Genomic DNA, 15,406 nt, shown 5'->3' on the forward strand with positions numbered 1-15,406 from the left:
CCCTACACTGCGCCGCCATGACCGAGGACAAGTGGCTGGCGATCTATCTGAAGCGACGGCGCTGGGTCGAGCGCGGGATCTGGAGCGCCTTGCTGCTTGGCTCGGCCATCGCGAACACGATCACCACGAATCTGGACATCCGCCGTGCCGGCGTGCCCTTCGAGTCCTGGGAACCGGCGGTCTGGGAGTTCTCCAGCGCCATCGTCTGGATGGCGCTGATCCCGTGGATCGTCCGCGCGGCTGACACCAGACCCTTGCGCTGGGGGCTGCTGCGCAGGCATCTGCCATGGCACGTCCTCTTCGCGCTGGGGACCAGCCTCGCGCATGTCCTGGGCATGGTGGCCCTGCGCAAGCTGGCGTACGCGACGCAGGGCGCGGTCTACGACTTCGGCAACTGGCCGCTCGAACTGTTCTACGAAGCATTGAAGGACGTCCGCAGTTACGCCTTCGTCCTGGTGATCGTCGGGGCGTACCGGCTGTTCGTGTGGCGCTGGCAGGGCGAGGCGAGTCTGCTGGCGGACACGCCGGAACAGCCCACCGCGTCGACGCCGCCATCGACACCTTTGCCGTCGGCGGCGTCGGCCACGCCCGTGCCTGGATCCACTCCTGGAATCGTCGCGGCGACCCCGGTGGAGCGGCCCGCGCTCCCCGAGCGCCTGCTGGTGAAGAAGCTCGGCAAGGAGTTCCTGCTGCCGATGGACGAGATCGAATGGGTGCAGGCCTGTGGCAACTATGTGAACCTGCGTCGGCAGCAGCACGACTACCCGCTGCGCAGCAGCCTGGCGCCTTCGAGCAACGCCTGGACCCGGCGGCATTCGTGCGCGTGCACCGCGGCTACCTGGTGCGACTGAGCCTGATCGAGGCCATCGAGCCGACCGAGGCCGGCGATGCCCACCTGCGCCTGCGTGACGGCAGCCGCGTGCCCTGCAGCCGCACCTATCTGGAGCGCTTGCGGCAGCGTCTTGTCTGACGGGGCGAACTCCTGCCCGCCGGGTTCACCGGAGGGCTCGCGCGCAGCTATGCTCTGACCCCAATGGACGCCCCTCTGGAACCCCACGACGTCGCCGACCCGTCCCCGCGCCTGCTGCGCGAGTCCGGCGAGGGCGGACGCATCCAGGCGCGGCTGGAGGGCGACTGGACGCTGCTGGCGCTGCGCGAGCGCGTCGAGGCGCTGCGCGGCGAACTCGGCGAGGTGCCGACCGCCAATGTGTCCTGGGACCTGAGCGCGGTGCGCCGGCTCGATCCGACCGGCGCGCTGCTGCTGTGGCAGGCCTGGGGTCGCCGCCAGCCGGAGGATCTGCGCTGGCCGCCCGCCCCGATGGCGGACATGTTCCAGGCGCTGTTCGCACGACTGGGCAGCAAGCAGGGCAAGCCGGCGAAGCCGCCGCGCGCGCAGAACGTGCGCCAGTTCGGGCAGGGCCTGCTCAACCTCGCGAGCCATCTGCTCGATGCGACCGCGTTGCTCGGCCAGGTCACGCGTGACCTCGGCACGCTGGCCCGCCACCCCAACCTGATCGCGTGGAAGGACATCTCCGCCCACATCTACCGCAGCGGCGCTCAGGCGCTGGGCATCACGGCGCTGGTGGGGGTGCTGGTCGGCATCACGCTGTCCTACCTCACCGCCAAGCAGCTGCAGAGCTACGGCGCCGACATCTACGTCATCAACATCCTCGGGATCAGCGTCTGGCGCGAGCTGGGGCCGCTGCTCGCGGCAATCCTGGTGGCGGGACGCAGCGGCTCGGCGATGACGGCGCAGCTCGGCGTGATGCGGGTGACGCAAGAGCTGGATGCGCTGTCGGTGATGGGCATCTCGCACACGATCCGGCTGGTGGTGCCCAAGATGGTGGCCCTGGCACTCTCGTTGCCCTTGGTCATGACCTGGACCAGCAGCATGGTGCTCCTGGGTGGCATGCTGGCCGCGCGCGCCACGCTGGGCCTGGACTACATCCAGTTCCTGCAAGGCCTGCCGGCCGCGGTGCCGGTGGCCAACCTGTGGCTGGGACTGGCCAAATCAGCGGTGTTCGGCGTCATGATCGCTTTCGTGGCCTGCCATTTCGGGCTGCGGATCAAGCCGAACAGCGAAAGCCTCGGGACCGGCACCACCGATTCGGTGGTGAGCGCGATCACCGTGGTCATCATCGTGGACGCGATCTTCGCGGTGATGTTCTCCGACGTGGGGTTGAAAGCATGAGCGGATGTATCGAACCGACCTCGGCCGAAGCCGTCGAGGAACTGAACGTCCAGCCGGGCGATCCGGTGATCGAGGTGCGTCACGTCGGCACGGTGCTCGGCGGGGTGCGCATCCACAAGGACCTGAGCCTGGAGGTCACCGCCGGCGAGGTGCTGGCCATCATCGGCGGCTCGGGCAGCGGCAAGACGACCTTGCTGCGGCTCATGCTGGGCCTGGAGCGGCCCAGCGAGGGCGATGTGCTGGTCTTCGGCCACAAGCTCGGCAAGTGCGAGGCGACCGACCTCGCGCAGGTACGGCACCGCTGGGGCGTGCTGTTTCAGCAGGGCGCGCTGTTCTCGGCGCTGTCCGTGTTCGACAACGTCGCACTGCCGCTGCGCGAGCTCAAGAGCCTGCCCAAGGACCTCATCGCCGAGCTGGTCATGACCAAGCTCCAACAGGTCGGGCTCAAGCCCGAGGACGGCATCAAGATGCCGGCGGAACTCTCGGGCGGCATGATCAAGCGGGTGTCGCTGGCGCGCTCGCTGATCATGGATCCGCAGCTGCTGTTCCTCGATGAGCCGACGGCTGGGCTGGACCCGGCAAGCTCGAAGAACTTCGTGCAACTGATCGAGAGTCTCCGGCGCGAAATGGCGCTGACGGTCGTGATGGTCACGCATGACGTCGACACGCTGTTCGCGATCGCCGATCGGGTGGCGGTGCTCGCGGACCAGCACCTGATCGCACACGGGCCGCTCGAGCTGGTGGTGAAGCAGAAGCATCCGTTCATCCGCAACTTCTTCCTCGGCCATGCGGACCGCTGCGCCGCAGACAACCTGCGCAGCTACCGCGACGCGCTGCAGCACCGCGACGAGATGCCCGCCTGAACGCGGCGAACGGCCGGCGGACTTCTCCCACCACAACGAACAACGACCCATCACAAGGACCCGGACGAGCACATGGAAAACAAGGCACATGCACTGGCCACAGGCCTCTTCGTGCTGCTGCTCGGGGCGGCGCTGGTGGCGGTCATCCTGTGGTTCCGCGACGATCGCGGGGACACGCAGACTTTCACCGTGGTGACCGCTTCGGGTGTACCGGGGCTCAATGTGAAGGCGCCGGTGAAGCTGCGCGGCGTGCAGGTCGGCAAGGTCGACACCATCCGTTTCGATCCGGCGCAGCCGCGGCAGATCCTCGTCGACATCGAGGTCGACTCGGACGCGCCGATCGCGCCGGGGACGCAGGCCAAGCTGGGCTACCAGGGCATCACCGGGCTGTCGTTCATCGACCTGTACGACGGGCCGGATCCGACGGATCCGAAGCAGAGCGTGCTGCAGACGCGACGCATCGCGCTCGCCCCCGGTTTCCTCGACCAGTTGCAGGACGCGGGACCGAAGCTCGCGGCCGGTGCGCTCGCCACGATGGACCGCATTCAGAAGGTGCTCAGCGACAGCAACCAGCAGCAGCTGAGCCAGACCCTGGCGCAGCTGAACGAGGCCTCCGCGGGGCTCAATGAGCTGGTCAAGGAACTGCGGCCAACGGCGCAGGCGTTGCCGGGGCTGGTGAAGAACACCGACGGACTCATGGTCGCGGGTCGGAACACGCTGGGCAACGTCGACGCGCTGGCGAAGCAGGGCGGCGAACTCGTCGACGAATACAAGGGCAAGGCAGCCGCGATCGATCAACTGGGCGACGCGGCGGTGCAGTTGCAGCGCACGCTGCGCCGCGTGGAGCTGTCATTGGTGGGCTCGGCGGACAAGCCGCGTCAACGCGCGGTGCTGGACGATCTGTCGGCGGCGGCGCGCGCCCTGGAGCGCGCGGCGCAGAACATCGGCGATCAGCCGCAGAGCCTGATCCTCGGGCCGACGCCCGGTGCGCCCGGACCCGGTGAGACGGGATTCGAGGCGGGAGCGAAGAAATGAACGACCACATCGAACTTCCGCGGACCGGTAGCCTGCGCCGCGCGCTGCTGCTCGGCGGCCTGGCGCTCGCCGCGACGCTGAGCGCCTGCGGCAGCCGGCCGCCGGCGCCGACGCAGATGGACCTCGGTCCCGCGCCCGCGTGGCCGCAGCAGACCACGCTGGCCAAGCGGGTTGAACTCCAGGCGGTCACCGCGCCAGAGACGCTGCAAGGCACCGGCATCGCCTACCGGCTCGTCGACTCCGATCCGTATGCGCGGCGCGTTTACCGCGACTCGCGCTGGGCGGCGCCGCTCCCGGTACTCGTGGGCTCGCGGCTGCGCCAGCAGATCGCACGTGCGCCCGTCGCCGCAGGCGCCGATCCGCAAGTGGCCATCAGCGTGACCTTGGAGCTTGAAGAGAGCCTCCAGAACTTTTCCAGCGCCTCGCGCAGCGACGTGCAGGTGCGGGTGATAGCCACCGCCGAGGACGGCACGCAGCGCGCGTTCGATCGGTCGGAACCCGCTGGCGCGAGCGCCGAAGGCGCCGTCAAGGCGACCGCGGCGGCGGTCGATGCGCTCGGACCGGAGATCGCGGCCTGGGCGGCGACCTTGTCTCCCCGCGTGCCTCAGGCGCGGGGGCGGCGCTGATCGGCAGGCTGCCCACCTTCACCCGGCGGTGCGTTGGCCGCCTGTGCTTGGGGCCCCGGAGGCGAGCTCCGAAACCCCAAGCACAGCCGTCCCCAACCACTGCCGTACTTCCTCGGTTTTGCTACCGAGGACTTTGGGGAGCGACAAGCGGAGAGGCGGGGCTGAGTCTTCAGTGAGAGGCGGCGATCCCGCCACCCATGCGCTGCTGGCGCTGGCGCAGGAAGGCCTCGGCCATGCTCGAGGCAGGCTGCAGGCGCTGGCCGATGTAGAGCTCCTGCCGCCGTTCGGTGATCTGGGCGCGCAGGCGATTGGCCATGATGCCGAGCGGATCCAGGCCGCGCTTCTCGGCGCGCTCGATCGACTCGCCAAGTTCATGCATCGTGTGGCTCTTCAGCAGCGCCAGGTGGGCCTGGACGACGCGCAGCCGCCCTTGCACCGAGCGCTCCGCGCTGCGCAGCCATTCCATGACCGCGTCCGCATCGCCGCCGCGAACCTTCACCAGGCTCTCTCCGGCAGCCAGCAGCAGCGCTTCGAGACGATCCCGATCGCAGGCCTCATAGGCCTCGTTGACCTCGGCCATCTTGCGTTCGCGATGCACGCGCTCGGCGTCGTCCGGCGCGAGGTCCGGATGCAGCCGCTTCGCGGCGCGGCGGTAGAGGGTCTTCAGCGGCGGCGGGCCGACCTGCACCAGGCCGCCTTCCGGCTCGGCGGGCAGCGGGGCGCCGGCCGGGAGCACCGGCAGTTGTGGCATGGCCGTGGCGCGGGGCGAATCAAGGGCGCGGACATCCAGTCCGTTGCGGGCCAACGCGTCGTGCAGGTAGCGCATCGCGCAGTAGAGCTGCGATTCGAGCGCGTCCAGCTCCATGTACAACGGACCCAGCGCGGCGACGTAACGGTCGACGAAGCGCTGCATGCGCTGGCGGCATTCCGCGTACTCGGATTCCTGCGAGGCCAGGTAGCGCTGAAGCTCGGCCAACTGCTCGCGGCGGCGTTCGAATTCGCGCGGCGTGATGGCCTGGCTGAGCATGTTGAGCGGAGTCCCTGGACGTTCTGGTATCGACAGCCGATTCTGCCGTGAGCGCATGACCCTTCAAAGCGCAAACAGCCCCTCGCGGGGCTGTTTTTCTCAGCGTTTTCACCGAGGCTCGGGCGAGCCTCGCCCAGTCGGTCCGACCGTCAGGGCGCGGAGGCCGCGCTGGCGGCTTCCGTCGGCCCGCTGGCCACCGCGTCCGGCACGCCCGCAGGCGCTGAGGCATCGGGGGCCGGCGCGGTCAAGGCCGGCGGCGTGTGCGCCCCCGCCGCGGGGCCGCTGATCCCGGCCGTGGGCAGCAGCGGCACGATCAGCAGCGCGACGATGTTGATGATCTTGATCAGCGGGTTGACCGCGGGCCCCGCCGTGTCCTTGTAGGGATCGCCGACGGTGTCGCCGGTGACGGCGGCCTTGTGGGCCTCGGAGCCCTTGCCGCCGTGGTGGCCGTCCTCGATGTACTTCTTGGCGTTGTCCCAGGCGCCGCCGCCCGTGCACATCGAGATGGCGACGAACAACCCGGTGACGATGGTGCCCATCAGCAGCCCGCCCAGCGCGGCCGGTCCGAGCACCAGTCCGACCACGACCGGCACGACCACCGGCAGCAGCGACGGCACGATCATCTCCTTGATCGCCGCGGCGGTGAGCATGTCGACGGCGCGTCCATATTCGGGCTTGCCGGTGCCTTCCATGATCCCCTTGATCTCGCGGAACTGGCGGCGCACCTCCTCGACGACCGAGCCCGCCGCGCGACCCACCGCCTCCATGGCCATCGCGCCGAAGAGGTAGGGGATCAGCCCGCCGATGAACAGGCCGACGATGACCATGTGGTTGCTCAGGTCGAAGCTGACCGAGAGTCCGCGCTGCTCGAGCGCATGCGTGTAGTCCGCGAAGAGCACCAGCGCCGCCAGGCCCGCGGAGCCGATCGCATAGCCCTTGGTCACGGCCTTGGTCGTGTTGCCCACGGCGTCCAGCGGATCGGTGATGTCGCGCACGCTCGCGGGCAGGTCGGCCATTTCGGCGATGCCGCCGGCGTTGTCGGTGATCGGGCCATAGGCGTCGAGCGCCACGACGATGCCCGCCATGCTGAGCATCGCCGTCGCCGCGATCGCGATGCCGTAGAGCCCGGCCAGCTTGAATGCCACCAGGATCGCGATGCAGACGAACAGCACCGGCCAGGCCGTCGAGCGCATCGACACGCCCAGCCCCGCGATGATGTTGGTGCCGTGACCGGTGGTCGACGCCTGCGCGACGTGCTGCACCGGCTTGTAGTTGGTGCCGGTGTAGTACTCGGTGATCCACACCATCGCCGCGGTCAGCAGCAGGCCGACCAGGCAAGAGAGGAAGAGGGCGTTCGCGCCGATGGTCTGTCCGCCGGGCAGCGTCAGGTCTTGCGGGAACAGCGCGCGGGTGATGAACCAGAACGCGATCGCCGACAGCACGCCCGCGACGATCAGGCCCTTGTAGAGCGCCGGCATCACGTTCTTCATGCCGGGGCTGGCCTTGACGAAGCTGCAGCCGATGATGGACGCGATGATCGACGCCCCGCCCAGCACCAGCGGATACACGATCGCCGCGATGGACATGCCGCCGAAGGTCAGCGCGGCCAGCGCCATCGTCGCGATCAACGTGACCGCGTAGGTTTCGAAGAGGTCGGCCGCCATGCCGGCGCAGTCGCCGACGTTGTCGCCGACGTTGTCCGCGATCACCGCCGGATTGCGCGGATCGTCCTCGGGGATGCCGGCCTCGACCTTGCCGACGAGGTCGGCGCCGACGTCGGCCCCCTTGGTGAAGATGCCACCACCCAGCCGCGCGAAGATCGAGATCAGCGACGAGCCGAAGGCCAGGCCCAGCAGCGGCTTCAGCGTCTGGCTGTCCGCGCGGGTGCCGCTGTCGCTGACCCACATGAAGAACAGGCCCACGCCGAGCAGGCCCAGGCCGACGACCAGCATGCCGGTGATGGCGCCGCCCTTGAACGCGACGTTGAGCGCCGGCGCCATGCCCTTGGTCGCCGCCTGCGCGGTGCGCACGTTGGCGCGCACCGAGACGTTCATGCCGATGAAGCCGCAGGCGCCGGACAGCAGCGCGCCGATGAAGAAGCCGATGGCCGTCTTCCAGTCGAGCGCGACGCCGATCAGGATGCCGAGCACGACGCCGACGATCGCGATGGTGCGGTACTGCCGCGCCAGGTAGGCCGCGGCACCTTGCTGGATCGCGCCGGCGATCTCCTGCATGCGGGGATTGCCGGGATCCTGGCTCAGGATCCAGCTGCGTTGGATAAAGCCGTAAAGCACCGCCGCCAGCCCGCAGGCCAGCGCGAAGTACAGCGCCAAACTCGTCGACATAGGGTTGTCTCCTCTCGCTGATTCTTTGATCCGTGAGACGGTTCCATCCAGCGGGCGCCGGGCCTGCGCGCACGCAACAGCAACAGTCCGTCGATCGATGCTAAGGCCGTGAATAGTGCATGGCATGAGCGTTTACCAGCGGATTCACGGGCTTTGCAAGACGGGTGTCAGGCTTTGCAGGGGCGCGCGACAAGACAGGGGCAACAACTGGCCCCGGGCATGTCATGTGCCTCGTCACGTCACCTTTACACGCAGCCGGTGCGCTGCGCCGAAGCCGGCGGAGCCGGTGCCCCTCTCCGCTCAATCTCCTCCTCGCCGCTCGGAATTCGCTCCGAGGGGCACCGGCTCCGCCGGCTTCTCCGGACCGAGGACCGCCCCGTCAACGCTTGCGACGTTCCTTGCGGGGATCGACCGGACCCGCAGCGCTGGGGCCGATGTAGCGGCCGCGCGGACGGATCACCGAATCGATGGCGAGCTGCTCCATGCTGTGCGCAAGGAGACCGACGCTGCGCGCGATCGCGAAGATCGCGAACCCGGCGTCCGGCGGCAGCTTGTAACGCGCGACGAGCGCGGCGAGCGCCACGTCCATCGACGGCGGCAGACCGGTCAGCGCCACGACGCGTTCGATCAGGCGCGCGATCGCCGCGGGCGGCTTGAAGTCCGCCATCAGTGATGCGGCGCGCGGATCGCCGTCCGGATAGATGTGATGGCCGAAGCCGGGCAGCGGCATCGCGGACGCCAGGTAGCGGTCGACGACGGCATCGGCGCCGTCGCGCTCGACCTCGTCGAACAGCGTGCGGACACGCCCCGAGGCGTCGCCATGCAGCGGGCCGGAGAAGGTGGTCAGCCCCGCGAGCAGACAGGCCGGCAGCGACGCGCCGGTGGACGCGGTGATGCGCGCGGAGAACGCGGAACTGGTGATCTCGTGATCGGCGGCCAGCACCAGCGTCTTGCGCAGCAGCGCCGCCACGGCGCGCGGCTGGCCCCAGCCGCGCGCGAGGCGCTCATGCAGCGGCAGCGACTCGTCTTCCGACGCGCCGAAGGCGACGGCCAGCCGGCCGACCAGCGCGGACGCTTCCTCGATCAGCACGCGGGGCACGCGTCCACGTGTCGAATGCCCCGTGGCGGTGAGCGCGGCCAGTTCAGCGAACGCGCGGGCGCGGCCGGTCGGCAGGGCGGCGACAACATCCAGCGTCGTGCGCGACGGCGCGCCCGGCGCCACCGCGGGGCGAGGGAACTGCGGCGGCGTCTCGAGGTTCCACAGCAGACGCGCCGCGTCCTCCAGCGTTGCGGTCGAGGCCAGCGCCACGACGTCGACACCGCGGTAGTAGGGGCGTCCGCCCGAGAACGTCGAGACGGCGGTCGGGATGCTGGGTTCGGCGCCGAACAGCGTCGTCGCCGCGAGGGTCTCGCGCGTGCGGCCCGTTTCCTTGCGACGCACCAGCGCCTTCACGTCTTCCGCGCGGTACAGGCTGCGCCGCGAGTCCTGCGGGTCGGGCTCGACACCGATGCGTCCGCGGCTCACATAGGCATAGATCGTCTGCGCGCGGACGCCGAGCGTGCTGCGGGCTTCGTCCAGGGTCATCCAGGCGGCCATCGGGCGTTCATGTCGGGTGATCGAAGGCATCAATGTATGCGTCAACATGAAGCTCGTCCATGCCTTGTCGCTCATTGATTTGATATCGATGGCATCGCGTGCTTCAGAGCAGATTGATATTGATCATCAATATTGACCGTGCGCGTCGCCACTGCCAGCATGAGTCCACGCGACGTCGACGGGACCGCACAGAAGCCCCGCGACGCCGGCCCTCATGCCCATCATTGGAGACAACCGCATGAACCGCATCCATCGCCTCCCCAGCACCCGACGCCGTGCCGCCCTCGCATTCTTCGGTGCCGCCTGCCTCGCGTCCGTCGACGCCTTCGCGCAGGCCGGAGCGTCCGCCGCCGCCGGTGCCGCCTATCCATCCCGGGCGATCACGATCGTGGTCGGCTCCAGCCCCGGCAGCACCACGGATGGACTGGCCCGAGCCATCGGCGCCGAGATCACCGCCGCGACGAGGGTGCCGGTGATCGTCGAGAACAAGGCCGGTGCCAGCGGCGGCATCGCCGCGCAGGCGGTGGCCCGCTCCGCGGCCGACGGCTACACGCTGTTCATCACCACCAACACCACGCAGGCCGCCAACCCGCATCTGTTCCGCAAGCTCGCCTACGACCCGGTGAAGGACTTCGCGCCGGTCGGTGCGCTGGTCAAGGGCTACCTGCTGCTGGTGACGAATCCGCGCATCCCCGCACGCAACGTCACCGAGCTCAGCGCGATCGCGAAGCAGCAGCCGCTCACCTTCGGCGCCGGCAGCTCGTCGGCGCGCGTCGCGGCGGAGCTGTTCCAGCAGATGACGCAGACGCAGCTGACCTATGTGCCGTACAAGGCCAATCCGCAGGCGATGGTCGATCTGGTCGGTGGTCAGGTCGATCTGATGATCGTCGACCTGACCACGAGCCTTCCTCAGGTGAAGGCCGGCAAGCTCAAGGCGCTGGGCGTGAGCAGCCCAAAGCGCTCACCGCTGGTGCCGGACCTGCCGACCATCGCCGAGGCCGGCCTGCCCGGCTACGAGATCAGCTACTGGAACGCCGTCTACGCGCCCGCGGGAACACCGACGCCCGTCGTCGAGCGCATCAACGCGCTGATGCAGAAGGCCATGACCGCGGAGCCGGTGAAGCGCTTCGTCGAGCAGAACGGCATGGAGCCGTTCACGTCGACGCCGGCGGAACTCGCCAGCTTCCAGGCCGCTGAATACAAGCGTTGGGGCGCTGTCATCAGGACCGCCGGCATCCAGCCTGAGTGAGCCGGGACGCCGGTGCCCGCATCCTTTCCGACCCTCCTGAAGTAGAGAACGCCATGAAGCCGAACATCCTGCAACTCAATCCCATCCTCGTGCCCGCGATCAATGCGCAACTGGACGCGCTGTACACGATGCACCGGCTGTTCGAGCAGGCCGATCCGGACGCGTACATCGCCACGCACGGCGCTGCCATGCGCGGCGTGATCACCGGCGGGCACACGGGCATCTCGCGGTCGATGATGGAGCGGCTGCCTGCGCTCGAGGTGGTCGCCGTGAACGGCGTCGGCACGGACGCCGTGGACATCGAGTACGCCCGCTCGCGCAGGTTGCCGGTGACCGGCACCTTCGGCGCGCTGACCGAGGACGTCGCCGACATGGCGCTGGCGCTGCTGCTGGCGACCGCCCGCAACGTCGCGTCGGTCGACCGCTTCGTGCGCGGCGGCCTGTGGCCCAAGTTCCCGCAGCCGAATGCGATCCCGTTGGCGCGTCGCGTGAGCGGGATGCGCGTGGGCATCGTGGGTCTCGGTCGGGTCGGCCGCGCGGTGGCGGAGCGCGTCGGCGCCTTCGGCTGTCCGGTGCGCTACACCGACCTGAAGGAGATCGCCGGCGCGCCGTGGGCCTTCGAGGCGGACCTCGTGCAACTCGCCCGCGACAGCGATGCGCTGATCGTCTGCGCTGCGGCCGACAAGGCGCGCGATCTGATCGACGCGACGGTGCTCGATGCGATCGGTCCGCGCGGATTCCTGATCAACGTCGCGCGCGGCCGTCTGGTGAAGGAGTCCGATCTCGTGAAGGCGCTGCAGGAGAAGCGCATCGCGGGCGCGGGCCTGGATGTCTTCGCCGATGAACCCAACGTGCCGCCGGCCTTGCTGGACCTGGACAACGTCGTGCTGCAGGCGCATCGCGCCAGCGCGACCGAGGAGACGCGCGCCGCGATGGGCCGCATGGTGTTGGAGAGCCTGGCGCAGGCGCTGGCCGGCGAACGGCCGGCGCACAGCCTGACGACCTGAGCTTGGCGGCGGGATGGCGAGGGATGACGAATCCCCGTGACGGAGGAGGGCGTCAGGGCCGGTTCAGGCGACCCTCTAGAATTGCTGCTTTTCCGGAACCCTCCGGATTCCCCCGCTTTCACCGCTGTCCACCACCATGAGCCTGCACAAAGTCACCCCTGGCGCGAAGGCGCCCGAGCAGTTCAACGTCGTCATCGAGATCCCGATGAACGCCGACCCGATCAAGTACGAGGTCGACAAGGAAAGCGGCGCGCTGTTCGTCGACCGCTTCATGACGACGGCGATGCATTACCCGTGCAACTACGGCTACGTCCCCCAGACGCTGGCTGACGACGGCGATCCGGTCGACGTGCTGGTGATCACGCCCTTCCCGCTGACCCCGGGCGTGGTGGTGACCTGCCGCGCCATCGGCGTGCTGCAGATGGACGACGAAGCCGGCGGCGACGCCAAGCTGCTGGCCGTGCCGACCACCAAGATCCTGCCGATCTACGAGCACTGGACCAAGCCCGAGGACATCAACCAGATGCGCCTCAAGGCGATCCAGCACTTCTTCGAGCACTACAAGGACCTCGAAGCCGGCAAGTGGGTGAAGGTCAAGGGCTGGGAAGGCCCGGAAGCCGCCAAGAAGGAAATCACCGACGGCATGGCCAATTACGCGAAGGCCCAGCAGGCCTGATCGCTGGACTGGAACGCCGGGCCTACAAGGCTCGCTGCAGTACGACAAGCGCCCCATGTGGGCGCTTTTTCATTTCTGACCGCAAGAATGTCCGCGTGGCAAACACGATGCCATGACGGTGCGTTACAACTGAGATGTCCCCGCTTTGGGGATTGACGTTGTGTGCTGGTGCGTGCGGCACCAAAATGGGCGACCTCACCACGGAAGTATCGTCACGTGAAAGTCGCCTACCTGCTCAATCACTATCCCAAGGTCAGCCACACCTTCATCCGCCGGGAGATCCTGGCGCTGGAGCAGCAGGGCGTCGACGTGATGCGGCTGGCCGTCCGCGGCTGGGACGATGCCGCCCCCGATCCCACCGACCAGGACGAGAAGTCGCGCACCCACTACCTCCTGCGCGGCGGTGTCGGTCCGCTGCTGAAGGCGATGGCGCGCCAGGCGCTGACCTCGCCGGCGAAGTTCCTGTCCGCGCTGGCGTTGACCTTCAAGCTGGGACGTCGCGCCGACCGGCCGCTGCCGGTGCACTTCATCTATCTGGCGGAAGCCTGCCTGGCCGTGCCGTTGCTCGCGCGCCGAAGGCGTGAACCATGTGCACGCGCACTTCGGGACGAATGCGACCGAGGTCGCCGCGCTGATCGAGGCGCTGGGCGGTCCGGGCTACAGCTTCACCTGCCACGGCTCCGAGGAGTTCGACCGGCCCGAGATGCTGCATCTGGGCGAGAAGATCCCGCCGCTCGCGGTTCGTCGTGGCGATCTCGTCGTTCTGCCGCAGTCAGATCTACCGGTGGGTGGATCACTCGCACTGGTCCAAGGTGCCGATCGTGCCTTGCGGTGTCGAGCCGGCGTTCCATGCCACGCCGGCCGCGCCGGCGAGCGGCCGCCGCCTGCTGGCCGTCGGTCGGCTGTGCGAGCAGAAGGGTCACCTGTTGATGCTGGAAGCAGCCGCGCTGGTGGCCGCGAAGGGCATCGATTTCGAACTGGTGCTGGCCGGCGACGGCGAACTGCGTGAGCCGGTCGAGGCGCGCATCGACGCGCTGCGCCTGCGCGACCGCGTGCGCATCACGGGCTGGATCAGCAGCGACCAGGTGCGCGAGGAGATGCTGGCGTCGCGGGCGCTCGTCGTGTCGAGCTTCGCGGAAGGCCTGCCGGTGGTGGTGATGGAGTCGATGGCCTTGAGCCGTCCGGTGATCAGCACCGCGATCGCGGCGATCCCTGAACTGGTCCGGCCGGAGAACGGCTGGCTGGTGCCGGCCGGCGATCCGCAGCCGCTGGCGCAGGCCATGATCGATTGCCTGCAGCTCGACGATGCCGAACTCCAGCGCATGGGCGAAGCGGCGCGCGTGCGCGTGCTCGCGCGGCATGACGTCGACGATGCCGCGACCAAGCTGGCCAAGCTCTTCCGCGAACATGCGGGCGAAGCCGTGCGCACGCAGCCGCGCCTGGTGACATCGACGACGACGAGCTGAACGCGGCCAGTCGCGTCCGTCCCTGTCAGGCGGCGTCGCCCGGCCCCGCGGCCTTGAACGGCTGATGCCGTTCGAGTTCGTCGATGTACTCGCCCATCGCCTCACCCTCGCGGGCCAGGAAGTCCGCGACCGCCTCGCGGAACTGCGGATGCGCCAGCCAGTGCGCCGAGTACGTCGCCACCGGCATCAGGCCGCGGGCCATCTTGTGTTCCCCTTGCGCGCCGCCTTCGAAGCGGCGCCATCCGTTCTCCAGGCACCAGGCCAGCGGCTGGTAGTAGCACGCGTCGAAGTGCAGGTTGGGGATGTAGCGCGTCGAGCCCCAGTAGCGCCCGTACGCCGCGCGCTGCGACTCGTCGATCGCCACCAGCGACGCGGCCACGCGCTCGCCCTGGGCATCCCGCGCGATGAACATCAGCCAGTGCTCAGGCAGGTCCGTCGCCATCCGTGCGAAGAAGTCGCGCGTCAGGTAAGGCTTGTTGCGATGCGCGAGGTAGGTCAGCGTGTAGCACTCGTAGAAGAAATCCCAGTCCTCCACCGTGATCGCGGCACCGCGCAGCGCCTCGAAACGGACGCCGGCCTCGACGACCTTGCGCTGCTCCTGCTGGATCTTCTTGCGCTTCTCGCGTTGCAGCGTCGCGAGGTACTCCGCGAACGGACGCGGCACGCCGTCACCGGTCCAGTGGAACTGCACCTGTTGCCGCGCGAGCCAATCGTCGCCCGTCAATGCCCGTTGGTCTTGCTCGTCGCCGAACAGGACGTGCACCGACGAGAGCTCCGAGCGCGCCGTCAGTGCCTTCAGCGCCTTCACGAGCCATTCGCGCGCGGCGTCGTCCTTCGCCAGCAGCCGGCTGCCCGGCACCGGCGTGAACGGCACGGCGACCAGCAGCTTGGGGTAGTACGCGAGCCCGTGCCGTTCGTAGGCATCGGCCCAGGCCCAGTCGAACACATATTCACCGTACGAGTGGCCCTTCAGATAGGCCGGGCAGGCGGCGATCAGTTCGTCGCCGTCCCACACGCTGAGGAACTGTGCCTGCCATCCCTTCTTCGGCACCGCGGAGCCGGACGCGTGCATCGCGCTCAGGTACTCGAGCTTCATGAACGGCGAGGGCAGCGGCGATGCGGCGAGCAGGGCGTTCCATTGATCGCGGGGCAGTGCGGCGGGATCGTCGTCGACGCGGATCAGCGGCTGGGCGACGTCGTGTTCCGGCACGTCGGCGGAGGGAGGAGGCGAGGGCGGGGCAGTCATGCGCGGCAAATCTTAGGCGCAAGCTCAAACCCTTCGCTTTGATGGCAGGATGCTTCCCATGCAAGCGACGACGACTTC

Annotated in this window: 14 protein-coding genes; 10 read left to right on the forward strand and 4 right to left on the reverse strand. The window is 68.7% G+C overall.

Annotation, left to right across the window (positions count from 1 at the left end; all coding sequences use genetic code 11):
* Positions 1 to 17 precede the first annotated feature (17 nt).
* The 6 genes from ACFJIX_RS15665 to ACFJIX_RS15690 all read left to right on the forward strand — a co-directional run bounded on the left by ACFJIX_RS15665 (position 18) and on the right by ACFJIX_RS15690 (position 4,715).
* Positions 18 to 851, forward strand: a complete 834-nt coding sequence (locus tag ACFJIX_RS15665) for a LytTR family transcriptional regulator (RefSeq protein WP_377152510.1) — start codon at positions 18 to 20, stop codon at positions 849 to 851.
* Complete coding sequence (locus tag ACFJIX_RS15670) at positions 818 to 970, forward strand: LytTR family DNA-binding domain-containing protein (RefSeq protein WP_377152513.1); 153 nt, start codon at positions 818 to 820, stop codon at positions 968 to 970. The genes ACFJIX_RS15665 and ACFJIX_RS15670 overlap by 34 nt, the downstream gene beginning before the upstream one ends.
* Before the next feature lie 63 nt (positions 971 to 1,033).
* Positions 1,034 to 2,191: an ABC transporter permease gene (locus ACFJIX_RS15675; RefSeq protein WP_377152515.1), complete on the forward strand. Its 1,158-nt coding sequence runs from the start codon at positions 1,034 to 1,036 to the stop codon at positions 2,189 to 2,191.
* Positions 2,188 to 3,054, forward strand: coding sequence for an ABC transporter ATP-binding protein (locus ACFJIX_RS15680; RefSeq protein ID WP_377152517.1), 867 nt, complete (start codon positions 2,188 to 2,190; stop codon positions 3,052 to 3,054). The genes ACFJIX_RS15675 and ACFJIX_RS15680 overlap by 4 nt, the downstream gene beginning before the upstream one ends.
* Before the next feature lie 72 nt (positions 3,055 to 3,126).
* A complete protein-coding gene (locus ACFJIX_RS15685; RefSeq protein ID WP_377152520.1) occupies positions 3,127 to 4,089 on the forward strand; it encodes an MlaD family protein in 963 nt (320 codons plus the stop codon).
* Entirely contained in the window at positions 4,086 to 4,715 is a 630-nt protein-coding gene (locus tag ACFJIX_RS15690) for an ABC-type transport auxiliary lipoprotein family protein (RefSeq protein WP_377152522.1), read from the forward strand. The genes ACFJIX_RS15685 and ACFJIX_RS15690 overlap by 4 nt, the downstream gene beginning before the upstream one ends.
* A gap of 169 nt (positions 4,716 to 4,884) precedes the next feature.
* Here the strand turns inward: ACFJIX_RS15690 and ACFJIX_RS15695 are convergent, their stop codons facing one another.
* From ACFJIX_RS15695 to ACFJIX_RS15705, 3 genes are all read right to left on the reverse strand, one after another.
* Entirely contained in the window at positions 4,885 to 5,742 is an 858-nt protein-coding gene (locus tag ACFJIX_RS15695; protein ID WP_377152525.1) for a J domain-containing protein, read from the reverse strand.
* 149 nt (positions 5,743 to 5,891) lie between these two features.
* Entirely contained in the window at positions 5,892 to 8,087 is a 2,196-nt protein-coding gene (locus ACFJIX_RS15700; RefSeq protein WP_377152527.1) for a sodium-translocating pyrophosphatase, read from the reverse strand.
* A gap of 379 nt (positions 8,088 to 8,466) precedes the next feature.
* A complete protein-coding gene (locus ACFJIX_RS15705) occupies positions 8,467 to 9,684 on the reverse strand; it encodes a citrate/2-methylcitrate synthase (protein ID WP_377152529.1) in 1,218 nt (405 codons plus the stop codon).
* Positions 9,685 to 9,922: 238 nt separating this feature from the next.
* Here ACFJIX_RS15705 and ACFJIX_RS15710 point away from each other — a divergent pair, with 238 nt between their 5' ends.
* The 4 genes from ACFJIX_RS15710 (at position 9,923) to ACFJIX_RS15725 (ending at position 14,082) form a co-directional block, all read left to right on the forward strand.
* Positions 9,923 to 10,933 (forward strand): Bug family tripartite tricarboxylate transporter substrate binding protein, encoded by a 1,011-nt coding sequence (locus tag ACFJIX_RS15710; protein ID WP_377152531.1) that lies wholly within the window; start codon positions 9,923 to 9,925, stop codon positions 10,931 to 10,933.
* A 53-nt stretch (positions 10,934 to 10,986) separates the two neighbouring features.
* Positions 10,987 to 11,940: a 2-hydroxyacid dehydrogenase gene (locus ACFJIX_RS15715; RefSeq protein ID WP_377152533.1), complete on the forward strand. Its 954-nt coding sequence runs from the start codon at positions 10,987 to 10,989 to the stop codon at positions 11,938 to 11,940.
* Positions 11,941 to 12,076: 136 nt separating this feature from the next.
* A complete protein-coding gene (gene ppa, locus ACFJIX_RS15720) occupies positions 12,077 to 12,616 on the forward strand; it encodes an inorganic diphosphatase (RefSeq protein ID WP_331614326.1) in 540 nt (179 codons plus the stop codon).
* A gap of 788 nt (positions 12,617 to 13,404) precedes the next feature.
* Positions 13,405 to 14,082 carry a glycosyltransferase gene (locus ACFJIX_RS15725; RefSeq protein WP_377152537.1) on the forward strand — a complete coding sequence of 226 codons (678 nt, stop codon included), beginning with the start codon at positions 13,405 to 13,407 and terminating at the stop codon, positions 14,080 to 14,082.
* 25 nt (positions 14,083 to 14,107) lie between these two features.
* Here the strand turns inward: ACFJIX_RS15725 and ACFJIX_RS15730 are convergent, their stop codons facing one another.
* On the reverse strand, positions 14,108 to 15,328 hold the full coding sequence (locus ACFJIX_RS15730; RefSeq protein ID WP_377152539.1) for a GNAT family N-acetyltransferase: 1,221 nt from the start codon (positions 15,326 to 15,328) through the stop codon (positions 14,108 to 14,110).
* Positions 15,329 to 15,406: the final 78 nt, after the last annotated feature.

It is taken from the genome of Roseateles sp. UC29_93 (genome assembly GCF_042695725.1).
Taxonomy (GTDB): Bacteria; Pseudomonadota; Gammaproteobacteria; order Burkholderiales; family Burkholderiaceae_C; genus Roseateles; species Roseateles noduli_A.

Bases quoted from the DNA above. Each gene is read 5' to 3' on its own strand.
- ACFJIX_RS15665 (WP_377152510.1), top strand. From the start codon at position 18: ATGACCGAGGACAAGTGGCTGGCGATCTATCTGAAGCGACGGCGCTGG.
- ACFJIX_RS15675 (WP_377152515.1), top strand. From the start codon at position 1,034: ATGGACGCCCCTCTGGAACCCCACGACGTCGCCGACCCGTCCCCGCGC.
- ACFJIX_RS15680 (WP_377152517.1), top strand. From the start codon at position 2,188: ATGAGCGGATGTATCGAACCGACCTCGGCCGAAGCCGTCGAGGAACTG.
- ACFJIX_RS15685 (WP_377152520.1), top strand. From the start codon at position 3,127: ATGGAAAACAAGGCACATGCACTGGCCACAGGCCTCTTCGTGCTGCTG.
- ACFJIX_RS15690 (WP_377152522.1), top strand. From the start codon at position 4,086: ATGAACGACCACATCGAACTTCCGCGGACCGGTAGCCTGCGCCGCGCG.
- ACFJIX_RS15695 (WP_377152525.1), bottom strand. From the start codon at position 5,742: ATGCTCAGCCAGGCCATCACGCCGCGCGAATTCGAACGCCGCCGCGAG.
- ACFJIX_RS15700 (WP_377152527.1), bottom strand. From the start codon at position 8,087: ATGTCGACGAGTTTGGCGCTGTACTTCGCGCTGGCCTGCGGGCTGGCG.
- ACFJIX_RS15705 (WP_377152529.1), bottom strand. From the start codon at position 9,684: ATGGCCGCCTGGATGACCCTGGACGAAGCCCGCAGCACGCTCGGCGTC.
- ACFJIX_RS15710 (WP_377152531.1), top strand. From the start codon at position 9,923: ATGAACCGCATCCATCGCCTCCCCAGCACCCGACGCCGTGCCGCCCTC.
- ACFJIX_RS15715 (WP_377152533.1), top strand. From the start codon at position 10,987: ATGAAGCCGAACATCCTGCAACTCAATCCCATCCTCGTGCCCGCGATC.
- ppa (WP_331614326.1), top strand. From the start codon at position 12,077: ATGAGCCTGCACAAAGTCACCCCTGGCGCGAAGGCGCCCGAGCAGTTC.
- ACFJIX_RS15730 (WP_377152539.1), bottom strand. From the start codon at position 15,328: ATGACTGCCCCGCCCTCGCCTCCTCCCTCCGCCGACGTGCCGGAACAC.